This window comes from Pseudomonas sp. LBUM1646 (assembly GCF_059716165.1).
The window spans coordinates 1,912,669-1,933,170 of record NZ_CP166810.1 but is presented as its reverse complement, the minus strand read 5'-3'; the positions used below and the strand labels follow the sequence as shown (position 1 = coordinate 1,933,170).

At 59.0% G+C, this 20,502-nt stretch carries 22 protein-coding genes; 6 read left to right on the top strand and 16 right to left on the bottom strand.

Annotated elements, in window-relative coordinates; all coding sequences use genetic code 11:
• Window positions 1-5: 5 nt before the first annotated feature.
• The 5 genes from ACA071_RS08625 to ACA071_RS08605 form a co-directional block, all read right to left on the bottom strand.
• Entirely contained in the window at window positions 6-545 is a 540-nt protein-coding gene (locus ACA071_RS08625; protein ID WP_497643950.1) for a C40 family peptidase, read from the bottom strand.
• Window positions 546-710: 165 nt separating this feature from the next.
• Complete coding sequence (locus ACA071_RS08620) at window positions 711-1,349, bottom strand: C40 family peptidase (RefSeq protein WP_497643949.1); 639 nt, start codon at window positions 1,347-1,349, stop codon at window positions 711-713.
• 214 nt (window positions 1,350-1,563) lie between these two features.
• Window positions 1,564-2,268, bottom strand: coding sequence for a DnaA regulatory inactivator Hda (hda, locus tag ACA071_RS08615; RefSeq protein WP_054049492.1), 705 nt, complete (start codon window positions 2,266-2,268; stop codon window positions 1,564-1,566).
• Window positions 2,269-2,498: 230 nt separating this feature from the next.
• Entirely contained in the window at window positions 2,499-3,572 is a 1,074-nt protein-coding gene (locus ACA071_RS08610; RefSeq protein ID WP_497643948.1) for an AI-2E family transporter, read from the bottom strand.
• Window positions 3,573-3,610: 38 nt separating this feature from the next.
• On the bottom strand, window positions 3,611-4,672 hold the full coding sequence (locus ACA071_RS08605; protein WP_497643947.1) for a DUF2066 domain-containing protein: 1,062 nt from the start codon (window positions 4,670-4,672) through the stop codon (window positions 3,611-3,613).
• Between the two features lie 381 nt (window positions 4,673-5,053).
• On the opposite strand from ACA071_RS08605, the gene purM reads away from it, so the two are divergent.
• The 3 genes from purM to ACA071_RS08590 are packed head-to-tail and all read left to right on the top strand — an operon-like array spanning window position 5,054 to window position 7,484.
• Entirely contained in the window at window positions 5,054-6,112 is a 1,059-nt protein-coding gene (gene purM / locus ACA071_RS08600; RefSeq protein WP_008148639.1) for a phosphoribosylformylglycinamidine cyclo-ligase, read from the top strand.
• A complete protein-coding gene (gene purN / locus ACA071_RS08595) occupies window positions 6,112-6,762 on the top strand; it encodes a phosphoribosylglycinamide formyltransferase (protein WP_497643946.1) in 651 nt (216 codons plus the stop codon). Before purM ends, purN begins: the two co-directional genes overlap by 1 nt.
• Window positions 6,763-6,770: 8 nt before the next feature.
• Complete coding sequence (locus ACA071_RS08590) at window positions 6,771-7,484, top strand: DUF3108 domain-containing protein (RefSeq protein ID WP_403020937.1); 714 nt, start codon at window positions 6,771-6,773, stop codon at window positions 7,482-7,484.
• 142 nt (window positions 7,485-7,626) lie between these two features.
• Here ACA071_RS08590 and ACA071_RS08585 read toward each other — a convergent pair whose 3' ends face one another.
• Both ACA071_RS08585 and ACA071_RS08580 read right to left on the bottom strand, forming a co-directional pair.
• Window positions 7,627-9,252: a methyl-accepting chemotaxis protein gene (locus ACA071_RS08585; protein ID WP_497643945.1), complete on the bottom strand. Its 1,626-nt coding sequence runs from the start codon at window positions 9,250-9,252 to the stop codon at window positions 7,627-7,629.
• A gap of 138 nt (window positions 9,253-9,390) precedes the next feature.
• A complete protein-coding gene (locus ACA071_RS08580; protein ID WP_497643944.1) occupies window positions 9,391-10,404 on the bottom strand; it encodes an amidohydrolase family protein in 1,014 nt (337 codons plus the stop codon).
• 147 nt (window positions 10,405-10,551) lie between these two features.
• On the opposite strand from ACA071_RS08580, the gene ACA071_RS08575 reads away from it, so the two are divergent.
• Both ACA071_RS08575 and ACA071_RS08570 read left to right on the top strand, forming a co-directional pair.
• Entirely contained in the window at window positions 10,552-10,968 is a 417-nt protein-coding gene (locus ACA071_RS08575; protein WP_497643943.1) for an OsmC family protein, read from the top strand.
• A 61-nt stretch (window positions 10,969-11,029) separates the two neighbouring features.
• Window positions 11,030-11,893, top strand: coding sequence for a pirin family protein (locus tag ACA071_RS08570; RefSeq protein WP_497643942.1), 864 nt, complete (start codon window positions 11,030-11,032; stop codon window positions 11,891-11,893).
• Between the two features lie 118 nt (window positions 11,894-12,011).
• Here the strand turns inward: ACA071_RS08570 and ACA071_RS08565 are convergent, their stop codons facing one another.
• The 4 genes from ACA071_RS08565 to ACA071_RS08550 form a co-directional block, all read right to left on the bottom strand.
• Window positions 12,012-12,740 carry a dienelactone hydrolase family protein gene (locus tag ACA071_RS08565; protein WP_497643941.1) on the bottom strand — a complete coding sequence of 243 codons (729 nt, stop codon included), beginning with the start codon at window positions 12,738-12,740 and terminating at the stop codon, window positions 12,012-12,014.
• Window positions 12,741-12,801: 61 nt separating this feature from the next.
• Complete coding sequence (gene htpG, locus ACA071_RS08560; RefSeq protein ID WP_497643940.1) at window positions 12,802-14,706, bottom strand: molecular chaperone HtpG; 1,905 nt, start codon at window positions 14,704-14,706, stop codon at window positions 12,802-12,804.
• Window positions 14,707-14,787: 81 nt separating this feature from the next.
• Entirely contained in the window at window positions 14,788-15,240 is a 453-nt protein-coding gene (locus ACA071_RS08555; protein ID WP_497643939.1) for a PaaI family thioesterase, read from the bottom strand.
• A complete protein-coding gene (locus ACA071_RS08550) occupies window positions 15,237-15,713 on the bottom strand; it encodes a PaaI family thioesterase (RefSeq protein ID WP_497643938.1) in 477 nt (158 codons plus the stop codon). Before ACA071_RS08550 ends, ACA071_RS08555 begins: the two co-directional genes overlap by 4 nt.
• A gap of 158 nt (window positions 15,714-15,871) precedes the next feature.
• On the opposite strand from ACA071_RS08550, the gene ACA071_RS08545 reads away from it, so the two are divergent.
• Complete coding sequence (locus ACA071_RS08545) at window positions 15,872-16,129, top strand: hypothetical protein (RefSeq protein ID WP_475267077.1); 258 nt, start codon at window positions 15,872-15,874, stop codon at window positions 16,127-16,129.
• Window positions 16,130-16,206: 77 nt separating this feature from the next.
• Here the strand turns inward: ACA071_RS08545 and ACA071_RS08540 are convergent, their stop codons facing one another.
• The 5 genes from ACA071_RS08540 to brnQ all read right to left on the bottom strand — a co-directional run bounded on the left by ACA071_RS08540 (window position 16,207) and on the right by brnQ (window position 20,455).
• Window positions 16,207-16,836, bottom strand: coding sequence for a hypothetical protein (locus ACA071_RS08540; RefSeq protein WP_497643937.1), 630 nt, complete (start codon window positions 16,834-16,836; stop codon window positions 16,207-16,209).
• 35 nt (window positions 16,837-16,871) lie between these two features.
• Complete coding sequence (locus ACA071_RS08535; RefSeq protein WP_497643936.1) at window positions 16,872-17,546, bottom strand: hypothetical protein; 675 nt, start codon at window positions 17,544-17,546, stop codon at window positions 16,872-16,874.
• A gap of 285 nt (window positions 17,547-17,831) precedes the next feature.
• Window positions 17,832-18,233 (bottom strand): MAPEG family protein, encoded by a 402-nt coding sequence (locus ACA071_RS08530; RefSeq protein WP_497643935.1) that lies wholly within the window; start codon window positions 18,231-18,233, stop codon window positions 17,832-17,834.
• On the bottom strand, window positions 18,233-18,970 hold the full coding sequence (locus tag ACA071_RS08525; RefSeq protein WP_133836535.1) for a DUF599 domain-containing protein: 738 nt from the start codon (window positions 18,968-18,970) through the stop codon (window positions 18,233-18,235). The genes ACA071_RS08530 and ACA071_RS08525 overlap by 1 nt, the downstream gene beginning before the upstream one ends.
• A 171-nt stretch (window positions 18,971-19,141) precedes the next feature.
• Window positions 19,142-20,455, bottom strand: coding sequence for a branched-chain amino acid transport system II carrier protein (gene brnQ, locus ACA071_RS08520; protein ID WP_497643934.1), 1,314 nt, complete (start codon window positions 20,453-20,455; stop codon window positions 19,142-19,144).
• Window positions 20,456-20,502: the final 47 nt, after the last annotated feature.

The window sequence follows — 20,502 nt, the reverse complement described above, 5'->3', positions numbered from 1 at the left end:
AAAAATTACTGATTACGCGCCAGGTGCTCAGGTTGCAAAACACGTTTGGCGCTCAGGTAGGCTTTCTGCCAGTAGGCTTTGGACAGACTGTCGAGTTTCACCGTGCCGCCAGTAGCCGGCGCGTGGACGAAGCGCCCTTCACCGACGTAGATCCCGGCATGACTGACCTGGGAACCGCCGTTGGTGGCGAAGAAAATCAGGTCGCCGGTTTGCAGGCCTTCCTTGCCGACATTGGCCGCTTGCATGCTGATCATCTCGCGGGTGGTGCGCGGCAGGGAAATGCCGGCAACGTCACGGTAGACGTAACCGATCAGGCCGCTGCAATCGAACCCGGAATCCGGCGTGTTGCCACCCCAGCGATACGGCGTGCCGACCAGGCCGAGGGCGCGGAACAACACATCTTCTGCTTCAGGCGAGAATGATTGAGAGGTACTGAAAACAATCGGAGCGCGAACCACCGGCGAAGACGGCGGTGGTGTACGGCTGGCGCAGGCGCTGAGCAGCGCTGCGAAGAACATCAGGGTGAGGCGGGCCGACATCGTCATAAGCAGAGCATCCTGATCTGGCTGCGGCTTTTTCTGCCGGAAGGACAGAAAAGAAAACCGCCTGCGCAGGGCGCAGGCGGTTTGCCATCAATAATAGATCAGGATTCTAGCGCCTATGCGCCAAACTTCAAGTAAGACTTTAAGTTCGCCTTACATAAAGTGTGCTTACTTGCGAGCAGTGACTACAGTCGGAGCCATCGCGAGTGCGCGCTTGGCTTCGATGAAGGTCTTGCTCCAGTAGCTGTCGCCCAGGTTATCGACCCGCACGCCACCGCTTTTGCGGCTGCTGGAGTGGATGAACTGGTCGTCACCAAGGTAGATCCCGGCGTGACTGACGCGACCGCGACGACCGTTGGTGGCGAAGAACAGCAAGTCGCCAGGCTTCAGGTTCTTGCGCGAAACCAGCGGGGCATCCACGTTGATCATTTCGCGAGTGGAGCGTGGCAGGTTCATACCGGCCTCTTCACGAAACAGGTAGCCGATGAAACCGCTGCAGTCGAAACCGGCTTCAGAGGTACCGCCGAAACGGTAACGGGTACCGATCAGGGACATGCCACGTTCGAGGATGCTGTCGGCCAGAACCGGAAGCTGGTAAGACTTGCCGTCGGCGAAGCTTGCCAGTTCTTTTTCGGTAGCCGTCTCTTCCTGATAAAGAGCGTCCTGATAAAGGACGGAAGATTGGGCGGTAACTGAGTTTTTAACCTGCTGTTGTTGCTCTTGCTGGGACACTGGAGAGTGAGCAGCGCAACCGAACAACAGGGTGACGAGTGCGAGAGGCACGAGGGGTGCAAAGCGATTTAGCATGGGCACGACCGTGGCTGATGGTTGTAAAGAAGCCGAGACTATGCCCGCTATCAACCTCATTTGCAAATTCAATCGATCTTTTTGTGACTTCTCGGTTTCTCGTTTACATCTAAGCGCTTAAGTCCATTTTGAATGTTTGCGCAGCCTGCAACCCTGTAGGAAAGCGAATTTTCTGGCGCCTGAAACTTGCCAAAACCCGCTACAGACCTTGGATTTACCAGCCTAGCGTTTCTTTCAGGAAGGGAATGGTCAGCTTGCGTTGCGCCTGAAGAGAGGCCTGATCGAGGCGCTCAAGCAACTCGAAAAGCGCACTCATGCTGCGGGTCCCGCGAGTCAGGATGAAGTGCCCGACTTCGTCGGTCAGGTGCAAACCGCGACGGGATGCGCGCAGTTGCAAGGCGCGCAATTTGTCTTCGTCGGAGAGCGGACGCATCTGGAAGATCAACGCCAGGGTCAGGCGCGATTTGAGATCCGCCAGCTTCACCGGCAGTTCACGCGGCGAGGTCGAAGCGGCAATCAGCAAACGCCGACCGCTGTCACGCAGACGATTGAACAGATGGAACAGCGCCTCTTCCCAATCCGCCCGGCCAGCGACGGCTTGCAGATCATCGAGGCAGACGAGTTCGTATTGTTCAAGGTTGTCGAGAATTTCAATGCCGCGATCCAGCAACTCGGCCAGCGGCAGGTATACCGCCGGTTCGCCCATTTGCTCGAAACGCAGGCAGGCGGCCTGCAACAAGTGCGTGCGCCCTACCCCGTCCTTGCCCCAAAGGTAAATCAGGCTTTCGGTCCAGCCGGCGTCGGCTTCGCATAGCCGCTCGACATAGCCGAGTGCAGCGGCATTGGCGCCTGGGTAGTAATTGATAAAGGTAGCGTCATCACGCAGACGCACACCTAGGGGCAGCTGAATCGGTTTCATGCTGACTGAACAGTTCCAAAGGAACCGTTAGTGGCCTCTGTGTAAAGTTTGCGAAGTTTATACCCGTGAGGCAGCCCGCACAATGCGGCAGACCACAAGCAAAATCAAAGGTTTGCGTTAATGCACTGGTTTTGTGACAGTTTCTTTGGCGGCGCATGTGACAGCCGCGAGAGGGAAGCGGGCCAACCTGGCTGGGAACCAGGCCGCCCGCCACGAGCGATCAGGCCAGCTTATAGCTCGGGTTCGTCGACACCGCTGTACATATCCGAATCTTTATACAAATCATGCACATGGCGCACCAGCACCATGATCACCGCCGCCACTGGCAGCGCCAGCAGCACGCCGGTGAAACCGAACAGCTCGCCACCGGCCAGAATCGCGAAAATCACCGCCACCGGGTGCAGGCCGATCCGGTCGCCGACCAGCAATGGCGTGAGCACCATGCCTTCCAGCGCTTGCCCGACCATGAACACCGCGACGATGCCGAGCATCGGATACAGGTCGCCATGGAACTGGAACAGACCGGCAATCAGCGCCGCGCCAATCCCGATGACAAACCCCATGTACGGCACAATCGCCGCCAGACCGGCAATCAAGCCAATCAACAGCCCCAGCTCCAGCCCGAGCAACATCAGGCCCGCCGCATAGATCACGCCCAGCGCCAGCATCACCAGCAACTGCCCGCGTACAAATGCCCCGAGCACTTCATGGCATTCGCCGGCCAGGGTCACCACGCGCTCTTCGCGATCACGGGGCAACAGGCTGCGGATCTTGGCCATCATCAGATCCCAGTCGCGCAGCAGGTAGAAGCTCACCACCGGGATCAACACCAGATTCGCCAGCCAGCCGATCAACGCCAGCCCGGAAGCCGTCGCCTGGCTCAGTACCACGCCGACAATGTCAGTAGTCTGGCCCATGTGCTCACTGATCGCAGCCTTGAGCTTGTCGAACTTCCAGAAGTTATCCGACAGGCCAAACTTCGATTGCGCCCACGGCAGTGCGGTGTGCTGCAACCAATCGAGCATTTGCGGCGCCAGTTCGTACAAACGGAACAACTGCTTGGCGAGCATTGGCACCAACACCAGCAGCAACGTGGTGAAGATCAAGGTGAACAGCGCAAACACCGCCACCACGCCCCAGGTCCGTGACAGACCGGCCTTCTCCAGGCGATCCACCAGGGGATCGAACAGATAGGCCAACAGCAGCGCCACCAGGAATGGTGTCAGGATCGGATGCAACAGCCAGACAAAAACGCAGAGCAGAACCACCCCACCCAACCAGAACCACCGCCGCGTATCGGCCATGTACAACTCCCCATGCTTCTATATAAAGAAAGAAAACCTTACCAACGGAATCGCAGTTGCGGCACCGGTGCCGGAGTCGGTGCTGCGACGGGCGCCGAACCGTCGGCCGCAGGCGCCACCGGCGTGACAGGCGCAGGCGCTTCACCGGCCGGAACCTCTTGCAACTTCGCCAGCGACAACTGCGAGCGCAACTGCTCGGCACTGCCGTTGACCCGATAAACAACATGATCGCCGTCGACACTGACTAGGCGCGCGCCAAAAGGATCGAGCAATCGCCCCAGCGCCGCATAGTGTTCCAGGTTCATGCCCTGCACTTCGAGCAATTGTTCGCCCGAAGCGCCAGCCTTGACCACAAACCGTGGCGCCAGACGCTCCGCCACCGCCAGCATGACCGCATCGGTCACACCAGCCTGGTCCGCGCCCTGCACAGTGCCCGCTTCTTTCTGGTCGCCCAGCCACAAATGCCACTTGGCCTGCCACTGGCCGCCCTCTTCATGGGCATGCACCGCCAGCAAGGCGTCCGCGTTGTAGCGTTCCGATGCACCGCGCAACGGGGCTGCATCGGCGCCTTCAAGATTTGGCGCCGTGGCCACCAGTTGCTCACTCAAATCTGCCAGCGGCAAGCGCAATGGCAAACCCCGGTGTTGCGCCGCACGCCGCAATGGCGCGGCGCTGGCCTGGCCATCACCCACCAGGCTCGAACCCTCGGTGGAGTCATTCAACCACCAACCCAGGATCGACGGCCGATTCGCGCCCCACAACGACAGCCCGGCACGACGCAGTGCCTGATCGGTGGTGGCCGGGTCGAAATCGACCTTCAGCACTTCCGGCGGCCCGGCATCAAAGCCGTACTGACTGATGATTTGCTGCGGGTCCTTGCGGATCGCCGCCAACCCCGGGTTTTGCACAGCCTTGGGATCACCGGTCAGGCGCAACACCAGCGTATCCAGCGCCGCCTGGGTCGCCTGATCGCGGATCTCCGGGCTCTGGCCGCTGACCGGTTGACGGACCTGATAAAGGTTTTTCACCGGTTCGGCATGACTCGCCAGGGTGACAAGCGACAAACAACCGGCAAATAGACATTTAGAAAAAAAACGCATGGAAGATTCCTGACGACAAGAGCGGCTGGAACTGGCCGCGTGAACGTATAGAGCAAGGCTGTGACCACCACCCCGCGCAAAACATTCACCCGACCTCGATAAGTTTTTCGCACTGCCATAACGATAGACGGTTAATGGCGATACCTTATACAGCTATGAGAGACGTCACTCACGCGAGCAATAATGGTTTTTTTCAGCCGATATGCCCCTGCCGTCGGCCTGAGGATGGCCGCTGCCTCTCAAGCCTGATAAAATCGCGCGCCTTCGCAGACCGGCAACAGCCGGGCACCCTGGAATTCGCGCAGGCACTCGCCTTCGTTTGTTTCGGCGGTCCCACTGGACTCGGTCGTTACCCCTGAATCCCCCCTAAAGGCCTGGATCATGAGCAAGCAACCCTCCCTGAGCTACAAGGACGCCGGTGTAGACATCGACGCCGGTGAAGCATTGGTCGAACGCATCAAGAGCGTCGCCAAGCGCACTGCGCGCCCGGAAGTCATGGGCGGCCTGGGCGGTTTCGGCGCCCTCTGCGAAATCCCGGCCGGCTACAAGCAGCCAGTGCTGGTTTCCGGCACTGACGGCGTGGGCACCAAGCTGCGCCTGGCGCTGAACCTGAACAAGCACGACAGCATCGGCATCGATCTGGTCGCCATGTGCGTCAATGACCTGGTGGTGTGCGGCGCCGAGCCGTTGTTCTTCCTCGACTACTACGCTACCGGCAAACTCAACGTCGAAACCGCGACCCAGGTCGTGACCGGCATCGGCGCCGGTTGCGAACTGTCCGGCTGCTCCCTGGTTGGCGGCGAAACCGCTGAAATGCCTGGCATGTACGAAGGCGAAGACTACGACCTGGCCGGCTTCTGCGTCGGCGTCGTGGAAAAGTCCGAAATCATCGACGGCTCCAAAGTCGCTGCCGGCGATGCCCTGCTCGCCCTGCCGTCTTCCGGCCCGCACTCCAACGGCTACTCGCTGATCCGCAAGATCATCGAAGTGTCCGGTGCCGACATCGAAAACATCCAGCTCGACGGCAAACCGCTGACCGACCTGCTGATGGCCCCGACCCGTATCTACGTGAAGCCGCTGCTCAAGCTGATCAAGGAAACCGGCGCCGTCAAAGCCATGGCCCACATCACCGGTGGCGGCCTGCTGGACAACATCCCGCGCGTGCTGCCAAAAGGCGCTCAAGCCGTCGTTGACGTCGCGAGCTGGACCCGCCCTGCGGTGTTCGACTGGCTGCAAGAGAAAGGCAACGTCGACGAAAACGAAATGCACCGCGTGCTGAACTGCGGCGTCGGCATGGTTATCTGCGTGGCTCAAGAGCACGTTGAAACCGCCCTGAACGTCCTGCGTGAAGCCGGCGAGCAGCCATGGGTGATCGGTCAGATCTCCACCGCTGCCGAAGGCGCGGCTCAGGTCGAACTGAAGAACCTTAAGGCGCACTAATGTCCGCCACCTGTGATGTCGTGGTGCTGCTCTCCGGCACCGGCAGTAACTTGCAGGCCTTGATCGACAGCACGCGGACCGGCGACAGCCCGGCCCGCATCGCTGCGGTGATTTCCAACCGCGCCGATGCCTTCGGCCTGCAACGCGCCAGGGACGCGGGTATCGATACCCGCTCCCTGGATCACAAGGCTTTCGAAGGCCGCGAGGCCTTCGATGCCGCGCTGATCGAACTGATCGACGCCTTCAACCCTAAACTCGTGGTACTCGCCGGCTTCATGCGCATTCTCAGCGCTGGTTTCGTGCGCCACTATCAGGGTCGCCTGCTCAACATCCATCCCTCGCTGCTACCCAAATACAAAGGGTTACACACTCATCAGCGCGCTTTGGAGGCCGGAGACACCGAGCATGGCTGCTCCGTGCACTTTGTTACCGAGGAACTCGATGGCGGACCTCTGGTCGTACAGGCAGTAATACCGGTAGAGTTGCACGATTCGCCGCAGAGTCTGGCGCAGCGGGTCCACGTTCAGGAACACCTGATCTACCCGATGGCCGTACGCTGGTTTGCCGAAGGGCGTTTATCCCTCGGCGAACAAGGTGCTTTACTGGATGAAAAGTTACTCGCGGCCAGCGGCCACTTGATTCGAACCTAGGAGATATTATGCGTCGCGCCTTGCTCTTCGCTTGCGCTCTGCTCGCCCTGCCCTTCGCGCAGGCCGCAGACCTTCAACCTTTCTCCGCCAGCTACACCGCCGACTGGAAACAGCTGCCCATGAGCGGCACCGCCGAACGCAGCCTGACCAAGGGCGCCAACGGTGTCTGGACACTCAGTTTCAAGGCATCGATGATGATCGCCAGCCTGTCCGAACAAAGCACCCTGACCCTGGACAAGGACACCTTGTTGCCTCAGTCCTACCACTTCGAACGTGGTGGCCTGGGCAAAGCCAAGAAGGCTGACCTGGACTTCGACTGGACCACCAAAATGGTCACCGGCACCGATCGCGGTGACGCGGTCAAGATCCCGCTCAACCGCGGCATGGTCGACAAATCCACTTATCAGCTGGCCCTGCAACACGACGTGGCCGCTGGCAAGAAAAGCATGAGCTACCAGGTCGTCGATGATGGCGAAGTCGATACCTATGACTTCCGCGTGCTGGGTTCGGAAAAAGTCGACACCAAGGCCGGCCAGATCGATGCGATCAAGGTCGAGCGCGTGCGCGATCCGACACAAAGCAAACGCATCACCGTGATGTGGTTCGCCAAGGACTGGGATTACCTTCTGGTCCGCCTGCAACAGGTTGAAACCGACGGCAAGGAGTACAACATCATGCTCCTCGACGGTACGGTCAACGGCAAGGCTGTCAAAGGCAGCTGATCCGGATCGACATGAGAAGCCCCGCGATTGCGGGGCTTTTTTTTGCTGATCGTTCCCACGCTGAGCGTGGGAACGATCGGAATGTATTCCCATGGAGCTGCCGAAGGCTGCGATCTTTTGATCTTGATCTGTAGATCGTCAATCAGACCGAAAACCGCGCCACCATCGTGTTCAAATCCACCGCCAACCGCGACAACTCCTGACTCGCCGCACTGGTCTGGTTCGCCCCCGCCGAGGTCTGCAACGCCAGGTCACGGATGTTCATCAGGTTACGATCCACCTCTCGCGCCACCGCAGCCTGCTCCTCCGAGGCACTGGCGATCACGATGTTGCGCTCGTTGATCAAGGTGAACGCCGAAGCAATCTCTTCCAACGCGATACCTGCGGCCTTCGCCACTTCCAGGGTAGAACGCGCCCGGCTATTGCTCTGTTGCATCGAGCTGACGGCAGAATCGGTGCCTTGCTGGATGCCGCTGATCATCTGCTCGATTTCCTGGGTCGACTGCTGCGTGCGATGGGCCAGCGCCCGCACTTCATCTGCCACTACGGCAAAACCACGCCCGGCATCACCGGCACGTGCCGCTTCGATCGCCGCGTTCAGGGCCAGCAAATTGGTCTGCTCGGCAATCGAGCGAATCACATCCAGCACCTTGCTGATGCCATAGACCTTTTGCGCCAAGTCCTCGACCTGGGTCGCATTGGCGGTGACATCGTCCGCCAGGGACTCGATGGACAGCACCGTCTGATGCACTTGCTCACGGCCGTGCTGGGCAATCCGGTCAGACTCACGAGACGCTTCGGAGGTGGCCACCGCATTACTCGCCACTTCCTCCACCGCCGCCGTCATCTGATTGACCGCCGTGGCAGCCTGCTCGATTTCCAGACTCTGCTGGTGCAAGCCACGGGTGGCGTCTTCGGTGACGCAACTGAGTTCTTCCGAAGCCGAAGCCAATTGGCTGGATGAGTCGGAGATGCGCCGAATGGTCTCGCGCAGGCTCTGCTGCATGCTCTTGAGCGCGTGCAGCAACCGCGCCGGCTCGTCCTTGCCGGTGATGCTGATGTCGCCGGTCAGGTCGCCGCCCGCCACCACTTCGGCTACGCGTAACGATTGGGACAACGGCAAGACGATGCTGCGGGTCAGCAGCACTGCCAGGCCGATGGTCATCAGCGCCGCGATCCCAACCATCACCCCGACCCAGACCCGCGAACTGCTGAACACCAGACGCGCCGCTTCGGTTGCCAGGTTGGCATTCTGCTTGTTCAATTCCACCAGGGATTTGAGGGTGACTGCGATGTCATCGGCCAATGGGCTCATTTCGCCGTTGACGATGACCGCCGCCTCCTCAACCCGCCCTTGGCTGGACAGGTTCATCACCTGCCCCTGAAATTGCAGGTACTTTTGCTCGGACGCTTTAAAGCGATCAAACAGCGAGCGCTCCTCGGGCAGCACGATCAACGCGTTATAGCGTTGTTGTGCATCACCGAGAACACCTTTGAGTTCGTTGAGCTTGCCGACATTCTGCGCCAGTGCTTGCGGATCGCGGTTGATCAGCAGGCGCATGGTCAAGGCGCGCAGCCGCAACATGTCCTGACTCATTTCCCCGACGGCCATCACGCTGGGCAGCCAGTTGTTATCGACCTGATCGGATTGAGCCCGCATGCTCGACATTTGCTGCAAGGCGAACGCCCCCAGACCGAACACCATCAACGCCAGCAGGCCAAAACCCAGGCTCGCGCGCGGCGCAATATTGAGACTTCGGATACTCATTGCTCTGGTTCCTTCCAATAAACACTGCATATCCCTGCAGCGGGTTGCTGTAGACGGTATCGGCCCCGGGAAATTTTGCGTAAGACCAAAACGTGATATCAAAACGCCTTACTACTTCGATACTCGGGCGGTAACGATTCAGCGCACGGCGCGCGGCAGGATCAACAGAAAATTGTCCCGCGCGACTTTTCGCGCAACGTCCTCCGGCAAGGCGTCGAGAAACGGATTAAAGCTGCGCATTTCCTGACCGAGCTTGTTGAAACGTCCCACCACATCCGAACCGAGCATGAATCGCTCCGGGAAGCGCTCCACCAGTTTCAGCCATTCCTCCCGAGGTTTGCCCTGCTCATCCAATAGATACGGGGTGAGCATGCTCCACGACAGGTCGATAAACAGGTTCGGGTACGCCTCTAGCATTCGGGTCAGGGTCGGCAACAGAAAATCCAGCTGCGTCTGGTGCCGATGGATCTCGACGCTGGTACCGGCGTGAGCCCAGATAAACCGGGTGTGCGGGTGATTACGCAGCGGCTCTTCGATTTCCGCGAGGTACAACGGATTTTTCTCACGCTTGGAGGTGATGTTGGAATGCAGCATCACCGGCAGGTCGTTCTCGGCGGCGAGGTGATAGATCCGCGTCATCGCCTCGTTGTTGGCGCGCGGCGTATCGCCGGAGGTCAGCGCCGTCAGGTCATCGTGCCGGGTAAAGACTTCACCGATGCCTTGCCACAGCCCCGGATTGAGATCGAGCATGCGCTGGATGTGCGCCTCGGAGTTTTTATCGTTGGGGTTGAAGCCTGACAGGAACGGGTGAAAACGCTGACGTTGCTCGGGCGTAAGCTTGTTCACCGCAGCAGCAACGATCACATCGGTTGCGCTGTACCAATAGGCATCGGCGTCGTCACCGGCGTAGTAGCGCGGGCGCTTGGGTTCGTCTTCATGCCATTTCTTCGCTACCGGGATGCCGGAAATCATCACGTGATCAATGGAGTTGTCAGCCATCGCCTTGAGCAAGGTCGGCATTCCCGCCGTTTCCTGGAAGAAATCCACGTAATGCAGGTGCGCATCGCTGTAGGCGTATTCGCGGGCGTTAGCGGATGCGCTGCAAAGCATCAACAACCAGGCGAGGCACAAGCGAGTCTGGGGCACGGGCAATCTCCGGGGGCATTAGCGACATAGACCCCACAGCGCCAACCAGGGTTCAGCCGGCAAGAAAGTGGAACGCAGCACAGCACACATGCTCTATACCTTCAGGGTCCGTTTTTGCTCGAATGACTTTTCCTACTGCCGATGAGGTTTCCCATGACTGTTACCGTTAATACCGTTTCCAGTGAAGGCTTTCGTCACAGCGTCCAGATCGATGACCACGAACTGTTTGCCGATGCCCCCGTCTCCGCGGGTGGTGAAGGCTCGGCGCCGGAGCCTCACGACTATTTCGACGCCGCGCTCGGTGCCTGCAAGGCGCTGACTCTGAAGATGTACGCCAAGAAGAAAGACATCCCGCTGACCGGCGTAGGTGTCGAGGTCAAACGCGACAACAGCGAAGAGCAGAAAGGCAAATATGCCCTGCACGTTACCCTCACGCTCAAAGGCGTGCTCAGCGACGCCCAGCGCGAAGAACTGCTACGAGTTGCTGATCGTTGCCCGATTCATAAACTGATGACCACCACCGACGTCACCATCGAAACCCACGCCCCACAGGGCTTCGACAGCCAGTAATCACCACGATGTCAGCGGCGGGTTATGCTCTGTGCATCACCCGCCCAGCCTGGAATGCAGTATGAACCCGCCCCTCGTGATCCGCCCCCGCGCCGAAGATGTCGAAGGCCAGCCGATTCTTCGCCCGTTGCCGTCAGCCAAATGCCGCAGCGTCGGGCCTTTCGTGTTTTTCGACCACATGCTCGAAACCCGGTATCCGGCGGGTAAAGGCATGAACATCCGACAACATCCGCACATCGGTCTGTCGACCCTCACCTATTTGTTTCAGGGGCAAATCCAGCACAAGGACAGCCTCGGCTCCGATCAGGTTGTTGGCACCGGAGATGTCAGCTGGATGACTGCCGGCAGCGCCATTGCCCACGTTGAACGTACGCCTGAGGCACTGAAAGACAGCGGCTTCACGATGCACGGCTTGCAGATCTGGCTGGCATCGCCGAAGGAGCATGAGCAGGGTCCGGGGCACTACAGCCATCACCCGGCAGCCACGTTGCCGGTCAGCGATAACCTCGGAGTGAAGATTAGGATGATTGCCGGGTCAGGCTTTTGCCTCAAATCGCCGGTGCCGGTGCTTTCTCCTACCTTGTATGCCGAACTGAACCTGCAAACCGCGACGACGTTGCTGATTCCCACCGAACACGAAGAACGCGCACTGTATGTGCTGGACGGCGAGGTGCAACTCGAAGGCGAGTTGATAGAACCGCACTCGTTGGTGGTGTTGCCGGTTGGGGAAGAGATGACGTTATTTGCCGAGAGCGACTGTCATGCCGTGTTGTTCGGCGGAGCGCCGCTGGATGGGCCACGGCGGGTCAACTGGAATTTTGTGGCGAGCGATCCGGCGGCCATTGATGACGCGCGCCGGCGCTGGGCGGCCGGGGATTGGCCGACGGTGCCGGGGGAAAGTGAGCGGATCGAACTGCCCCGCTGACATGATCGTTCCCACGCTCCGCGTGGGAATGCCTCTAGGGACGCAGAGCGTTCCAATGGGACGCAGAGCGTCCCGGGCTGCATTCCCACGCGGAGCGTGGGAACGATCATCACGATCATCAGCCCTTGAACACTTCATCCAGCAAGTTATGCATCGACACAAACGCCCGCCCTGCGGTCTTCGCGTCATACATCATCTTGCCCGGCACATTGGCGTGCGGATCGGTAAACGAGTGCACCGCACCGCCGTAACTCAGCAGTTGCCAATCCACGCCCGCCGCGTTCATTTCGTCTTCGAACGCCGGCAATTGCTCTTTCGGCACCAGCGGATCGGACGCCCCGTGCAGTACCAGCACCGAGCCCTTGATGTTTTTTGCATCGCTCACGTTCGGCGTATCCAGCGAGCCATGGAACGACACCGCCGCTTTCACCGGCGCACCGCTGCGGGCCAGTTCCAGCGCGCAGCAACCACCAAAGCAGAAACCGAAAGTCGCCAGTTTCGAGGTATCGACCGCCGCCTCGCCCTGCCCTTGCAACTGCTCGAACGCCGCCTGCATACGCTGGCGCAACAAACCACGGTCATTCTTCAACGGCATCATCGCCGCGCCCGCCTCGTCGCCGTTCTGCGGACGAACCAACTGGCCATACAGGTCGGCAATCAGCACCACATAACCCTTGGCCGCCACTGACTTGGCGATCTCTTCGGCACCGGCGCTGATACCCATCCAGTTCGGCGCCATCAATAGACCCGGGCGTGGCCCTTTGTGGTCGGCATCGAAGGCCAGACGGCTTTCGTATGACTGGCCATCAAGCTGATAGACCACGGAACGCACAGTGACTTGGCTCATCTCAAACTCCTAAGACTCAAGAATAAAAAAACCCGCCGAAGCGGGTTTTTGTACAACGCAGTTAAACCGACAGTTCAACCAGCAGCTTGTTGAGACGGCGCACGTAAGCGGCCGGGTCTTTCAAGCTGTCGCCAGCCGCCAGTGCCGCCTGATCGAACAGGATGTGCGACAGGTCGCCGAAACGCTCGTCGCTCTGTTCGGCGTCGAGTTTCTCGATCAGCGGGTGAGCCGGGTTGAATTCGAAGATCGGCTTCGAGTCCGGAACCTTCTGCCCGCTGGCTTCGAGGATCTGACGCATCTGCATGCCCAGGTCCTGCTCGCCGATAGCGAGGATCGCCGGGGAATCGGTCAGGCGATGGGAAACCCGCACTTCAGCGACGGAATCGCCCAGTGCGGTTTTCAGACGCTCAACCAGGCCTTCTTTGGACTTGGCGACTTCTTCCGCGGCTTTCTTGTCCTCTTCCGAGTCCAGGTTGCCCAGGTCCAGGTCGCCGCGCGCCACGTCGACAAAGCTCTTGCCGTCGAAGTCGCTGAGGTAGCTCATCAGCCACTCGTCGATACGGTCGGTCAGCAGCAGCACTTCAATGCCTTTCTTGCGGAAGACTTCCAGGTGCGGGCTGTTTTTGACCTGGGCGTAGGTTTCGCCGGTCAGGTAGTAGATCTTGTCCTGACCTTCCTTGGCACGGGCCAGGTAGTCAGCCAGACCGACCACTTGCTCGCCTTCTTCGCCCTGAGTGGAAGCGAAACGCAGCAGGCCAGCGATTTTCTCTTTGTTGGCGAAGTCTTCAGCCGGGCCTTCTTTCATGACCTGGCCGAAGTTTTTCCAGAAGCCTTTGTATTGCTCAGGCTCGTTCTTCGCCAGTTTTTCCAGCATGTCCAGAACGCGCTTGGTCAGCGCCGACTTCATCGAGTCGATGATCGGATCTTTCTGCAGGATTTCCCGCGACACGTTCAGCGACAGGTCGTTGGAATCGACCACGCCTTTGATGAAGCGCAGGTACAGCGGCAGGAACGACTCGGCCTGGTCCATCACGAACACGCGCTGCACGTACAGCTTCAGGCCTTTCGGCGCTTCACGCTGGTACAGGTCGAACGGAGCACGGGTCGGCACATAAAGCAGCGAGCTGTATTCCAGCTTGCCTTCGACCTTGTTGTGGCTCCAGCTCAGCGGGTTCTCGAAGTCATGGGCGATGTGCTTGTAGAACTCCTGGTACTCCTCGTCCTTGATCTCGGTGCGAGGACGGGTCCACAGGGCACTGGCGCGGTTGACGGTTTCCCACTCAACAGCCGGAGCCTCTTCGCCTTCAACGGCTGCCACTTCTTTCGGCAACTCGATCGGCAAAGCGATGTGATCGGAGTACTTCTTGATCACGTTGCGCAGGCGCCAGCCATCAGCAAATTCGTCTTCACCGGATTTCAGGTGCAGGACGATACGGGTGCCGCGCTCGGCTTTCTCAACGGTGGCGACTTCGAAGTCACCCTCACCTTTGGACGACCAGTGCACGCCCTCGGAAGCAGCAGCACCGGCACGACGGCTGAACACGTCGACTTTGTCAGCGACGATGAAGGCGGAGTAGAAACCCACACCGAATTGACCGATCAGGTGCGAATCTTTCTTCTGATCACCGGACAGGTGTTTCATGAAATCGGCAGTACCGGATTTGGCGATAGTCCCCAAATGGGTGATCGCGTCTTCGCGGCTCATGCCAATGCCGTTGTCTTCGAGGGTGACGGTTTTGGCGTCTTTGTCGAAGCTCACACGGATTTTCAGTTCGGCGCCACCTTCCAGCAACTCAGGCTTGGACAGGGCTTCGAAACGTAATTTGTCGACAGCGTCAGAGGCGTTCGAGATCAATTCGCGAAGGAAAATTTCCTTGTTGGAATACAGCGAATGGATCATGAGGTGCAGCAGTTGCTTCACCTCGGTCTGGAAGCCCAGGGTTTCCTTTTGAGTTTCCACACTCATGGTCATCAAACTCCAATCAGATGGCAGTGGCCGCGACCTTCAGGGTCGACGGCGGGTTGTCATCAGAGTTTGGGGCTGAGTTCAGGATTTCAAGGGCTCTTCGATTTTGAAATGCCCTCGGGCCGTGGCAATCGGCTCGGCTTCGGTGCTTTGCCAGGCTGTCACCGCCACGTTGGCCACCCGCCGTCCCTGCCGACACACCTGGCAGCGCGCCCAGGTATCGCGAAATTGCCCGGTGCGCAGGTAGTCGAGGGAGAAGTCGATGATCTTCGGCACACCGGGCGTGCCGGTGAAGATCAATAGATGCAAGGCTGCCGAGAGCTCCATGAACCCGGCGATCACACCGCCGTGAATCGCTGGTAGTAAAGGGTTACCAATGTTGTCCTTGTTCGCCGGCAGACGAAACAGCAGCTCATCGCCGACCCGCGAGCATTCGATGCCGATCAATTTGGCGTAAGGAATCAAGTGCAGCAGCGAGGCGTAGTCCCCTTGCTCATGGGCCTGTTGAAGTTGTTCCTTGAAGGAGTCGGTCATTTCGCACCTCCGGCGATGGAGCCACCAAAGCCTTTGGTGCCCTTGATGCCCTTGCCCATGCGCATGAACGTGCCGACCACATGGGCGATGGGGTGCTCAGGGTCGTCCTGATAGGCAAAGCCCCGGGCGAAGATCACATCGGTGGTCACCCGGTAGCATTGGGCGAAACCGTAAACATCCTTATGGGGTTCGGCGGCGTGCATGTAGTCGATGCGCAAGTCGAGGGTCGGGCAGACTTCGAATTCCGGCAACACGCATAGGGTCGACATGCCGCAAGCGGTGTCCATCAGCGACGTCAGAGCGCCACCGTGAATGACCCCGGTTTGCGGATTTCCGACAATTTGCGGGCTGTAGGGCAGGACTACCGTTAGTCCGTCCGTACTCGCGCTGTGAACTCTTAAACCAAGCACCTGACAATGTCGCAGTGCAGATAAAAAACGCGTCGCGCGCTCAAAAACGGGGTTTTCGGCCATTGGATAAGAACTCTTCTTAGTGTCGGATCAAAGCATTTGGTTATCAGGTAAAAGTTCCATCGCGCTTAAAACTTATATATCTGTATGAAATGAGGAACTTATCGCTGACGGCTGTGCTCGAAAGGCCAGTAGATATTTTCCATAAGGAGAAACACCCCATGCGTAAGACTTTAGCTATTGCCTTGATGTTGACCGCTTCCCTCGGTCTCGCTGCCTGCGATAAAAAATCCGAGGACAAAGCTCAAGATGCCAACCAACATGCTGAGCAAGCTCAGCAAGATATGAACAAAGCTCAGGATAAAGTGAACGACGCTGCGAAAGAAAACGCCGAAGCTGCCAAAGCTCAGGCCGAATCGAACAAAGCAGCTACCCAGGAGTCCGCTCCGGCCACTCCTACCGAAGCACCTAAAAACTAAAACAGTTTTTAGCGTGATTAAAGAAAACCCGCCAAGTGCGGGTTTTCTTTTGCCTGAAATTTACTGTTACAGCAACTTCATCCGCCGCTAGTTGGCTGCGGCTGAAAGGCACAATCGCCCGGATAGCCCGGCCGACCATCACACACGGTCAAACAGCCCACCTCGTTTTTAAACTTGGCACTGACGGACAATGGATAACCGTAGTCCGGCGTTATCACCTTCAATGACGATACACAGGAGGTCTGCGGATCGAAGCGAAAGGTGATGGTGTCCCGCCGTTCACGACGCTGAAATAACAATGCAAAGGTGTGGCCGCTGTTCCACATCGATTTGCTCGGCACCACGAAACGATAGTGCTGTTCGTCCAGCCGCTGGCCAAACACCTTGTATTTGCTACGCCCAGTCTCGATCTTGGGCACCGGATAAGGAATCGGCAGGATATAGGGCAGCCCGGTCAGCCCCATATCGACATCCAGGCCTTTCTGGAAATAAGGCACCTCGATATGAGGGAAGCCACTGTAAGTGATACGGTCATCGCCATAAAACCGCCCCTGGGACGGCTCGTAATCCGGCTCCAACGCGAACGCGACATCAAATGTCAGCAACGCCTGGTCGGCGTCCAGGTTTTCGGACAGGAACTCCCTGTCGTGCCCGCCACCCTGACTGACGCAGCCACCCAGAGACACGGCGATACCGATCAGCAGCAAGACGCCACGACCCATTAGTGAGTTTTTCATCAGGCTTAGCGCTCGGAAAGGGGTAATGCGGGGCCGAGGCCACGACCGACCAACTCCCACGAGCCGTTTTTGGCCTGCCAGTGGAAGCGCGTTGCGAACCAAGCAATCGTCATGTCCTGGGCCAGACGCTTGTTATCTATGCTTGGCAGGCCGTCCTTATGCGCCTGAACTGCCTGGGCGTAAGCGGCATCGTAAATGTCGGCCAGTTCACCGACGTTGGCATCGGCCGGCAACTGATAGGCAGCGTCAAGGCCGTCCTCACGCCCGCCGACCAGTATTTGTTTGAATGTCAGGAACGCCGCCAGCCGATTGTCCGGAGACACCGACATCAGCGCGCCCCAAGGGCTGTAGACCTTGGCCTTGAACCGGGTGTCAAACCACAGCACTTCGCCGGTGTTGGTATCCAGCGCACGGCCGGACTCCCTAAACAGCAAAACCTCCTCACGCCCTGGTTGCGGCACGCCCCAGTCGGGATGTTTCAGATCGTTGATTGGGCTTAACAGGCGCGACAAGGGCACACCATTTTGTACGCTGATGAGCAGCGTACCGACGCCGCTATAGCCCGAGGTGACTGCCAACAGCATGGGCTGACCTTCGCTCAGCGCCTTGATCGGCCGCACACCCCCGACTTCCCAGGAACCGAAGGGCCTGTACTTGCGGGAACGAAAACTGATAGACAACTGCGGTCCGTAGCCACCAAGCCTCTCTGAGGATGTCGGCGGGACAACCAGGAAATCACCGAATCGCCTGGACTCGGGCTTGGGCTCGACGGGCACAGCGGATGGCGAGGCCTGCGCTAACGCACTGCCGGCCATCAGGGCCCATACCCACCAGCCGCGTCGGCGGCGTGGTGGCTGACACGTTTGAAATCCGTTCAAGAACTGCCTTCCATGAGAAACCGAAGCCGGATGTTACAACGTCATCAGGCTCACGCCCATTGATCTGCATATCCGGCAGATCTTCCGTTAGAGCAATACCGTTCTAAAAGTCGGACTAATTATCAACAATAACGAACACACCAACCCAACAATCCACACCAGGCTGCGCTGCCACGCAAGATCGCCCCAATAGCACAGCAAATAAATAACGCGTGCGATCACAAAGATGATCGCCAGCGAATCAATCAGCCAGCCCGCCGTCTGCGTGGTGTGCGCCATCAGCACGCCGACTGCAAACAAGATGAATGCTTCGATACTGTTTTGATGTGCTGCCAACGCGCGGGCGCCAAAACCGGTAAGTTGCGCCTGTTGCTGACGCGGCAGGTGATTGTTGTAACCACCCTGCTCTTTCATCGCCTTGGCCACCGGCATGCGGGCCACGTAGATCAGCAATGCGCTGATAAACACACACCAGAACGGAATACTCATCAAGCGGCCTCTTTGTTGGCTTCGGGCAATGGCGCCTCTGTAGGGGTATAGACCATCACGTCGAGAACGTCCGAATGAAACTCCCGGCGATACAACACCAGCACGACGCCGGCGCTCATCAACATGAACAGCCAGGGGCTGACAAACCACGCCAGCATGGTCATGCCGAAATAGTACGAGCGCAGGCCGAAGTTGAACTGGTTGGCCGCCATCGAAATCACCCGCGCCGCGCGAGCCGCGAAGGCTTTGCGCTCCTGCTCGGAGACATGCCGCTCGCCGATCATCGGCGCCGAGCCCACCAGAATCGCGGCGAAGTTGTACTGACGCATGCACCAACTGAAGGTGAAGAACGCATAAACAAACACCAGCGCCAGGCACAGCAACTTAATCTCCGACATGCCCTGGGACGCCTGCTGCACCATCGGGATATCCGCCAGCAACGACACCGCTCTTTCCGAGGCACCGAGCACCGTGAGAATACCCGCCAGGATAATCAGCGTGCTGGAGGCGAAGAACGAGGCGTTACGCTCCAGGTTGCCGATCACGCTGGCGTCGGCGATGCGGTTGTCGCGCAGCAACATGCGGCGCATCCAGTCTTCGCGGTACAGGTGCAACACGCTGGCCAGGCACGCGGTATCACGGCCCTTCCACGTTGCATAACGGGTGTAACCGCCCCAGCAGATGACAAACCAGAGCGCGGCGAGAAGGTGGATCAGGTTGGCGTGGATGAACGACATGCAATTCCCTGTGATGTATGGGCAACGATGAAACCTGTAGGAGCAAGGTAGTGATTCGACGTTGGTTCGTGGGAAAAGACACTGCCTCACGCCCATAAAAAATGCCCCGTATCGATTGATACGGGGCATTTCTGTTTTAACCCATAGCCCGCTTGTGACGGGCTATCAGGTTTAAGCCAAAGCTTCGGCGCGCTTGCCGAGCATGCGGTCGCACGCCGCCGCCACAACGAGGGTCATGACCGACGGCACCAGCCACGCCAGACCTTGCTCGCTCAACGGCAGGTGCGACAGCTGCGTCGGCATCCAGTCCGCCAGGCCCGCGCCCTTGAGCGCGTCGATCAGGCCGAAGATGAACGACACCAGCATCACCGGACCGACGATGCGGCCCTGTTCACGCCAGAAGTCTTTGCAGAAGCTCAGGGCCACCAGGGCGATGCACGGTGGGTAGATCGCGGTCAGCACCGGGATCGAGAACGCGATCAGCTTGGTCAGGCCCAGGTTGGACACAAACAGGGAGAACACGGCCAGGATAATGACCAATGTCTTGTAGGACAGTGGCAGCACCCGGCTGAAGTATTCGGCGCAGGCGCAGGTCAGGCCGACCGCGGTCACCAGACAGGCCAACGAGATCAACACCGCGAGGAAACCGCTGCCCAGCGAACCGAAGGTGTGCTGCACGTAGGCATGCAGGACCGCCGCACCATTCGCGGCACCGGCGGCCACTTCATGGCTGCCCGAACCGAGTCGGAACAAGCTGACGTAAACCAGCGCCAGACCCACACCGGCAATCATCCCGGCAATGATCGCGTAACGGGTGATCAAGGCTGGCGACTCGACGCCACGGGAGCGGATCGCGTTGACGATGACGATGCCGAACACCAGCGCGCCCAGGGTATCCATGGTCAGGTAACCATTGATGAAGCCTTGGGAGAACGGTGCCGCTACGTATTCAGGCGTGGCCACACCGATATCACCGGCAGGCAAGGCGAATGCGGCGATGCCGAGCACGGCCAGGGCGATAATCTTCAGCGGTGCGAGGAAGCGTCCTACGGTATCCAGCAGACGGCCCGGATACAGCGAGATGAAGAACACCAGCAGGAAGTACACCGAGCTGTAGAGGAACAGCGCCAGCGGGCTCTCGCCGGTCAGCGGCGCCAGGCCCACTTCAAAGGACACGGTGGCGGTGCGTGGCGTGGCGAACAACGGGCCGACAGCCAAGTAGCACGCGGCGGCCAGAATGCCACCGGCGACTTTACCGATGGGGCTGCTCAACGCATCCATCGCGCCGCCGACCTTGGCCAGGGCGACAACGGTGATCACCGGCAGGCCGACCGCCGTGATCAGAAAGCCCAGCGCCGCCATCCAGACATTCGGCCCGGACTGCAAACCGACGATGGGCGGGAAGATGATGTTGCCAGCCCCGACGAACAGGGCAAACGTCATAAAACCAAGTGCCAGGATGTCCTGGCCTTTCAACACTTTCATTAAGGAAATACCACACTACTGAATCGGAATTTAGAGAGGGATTTCCC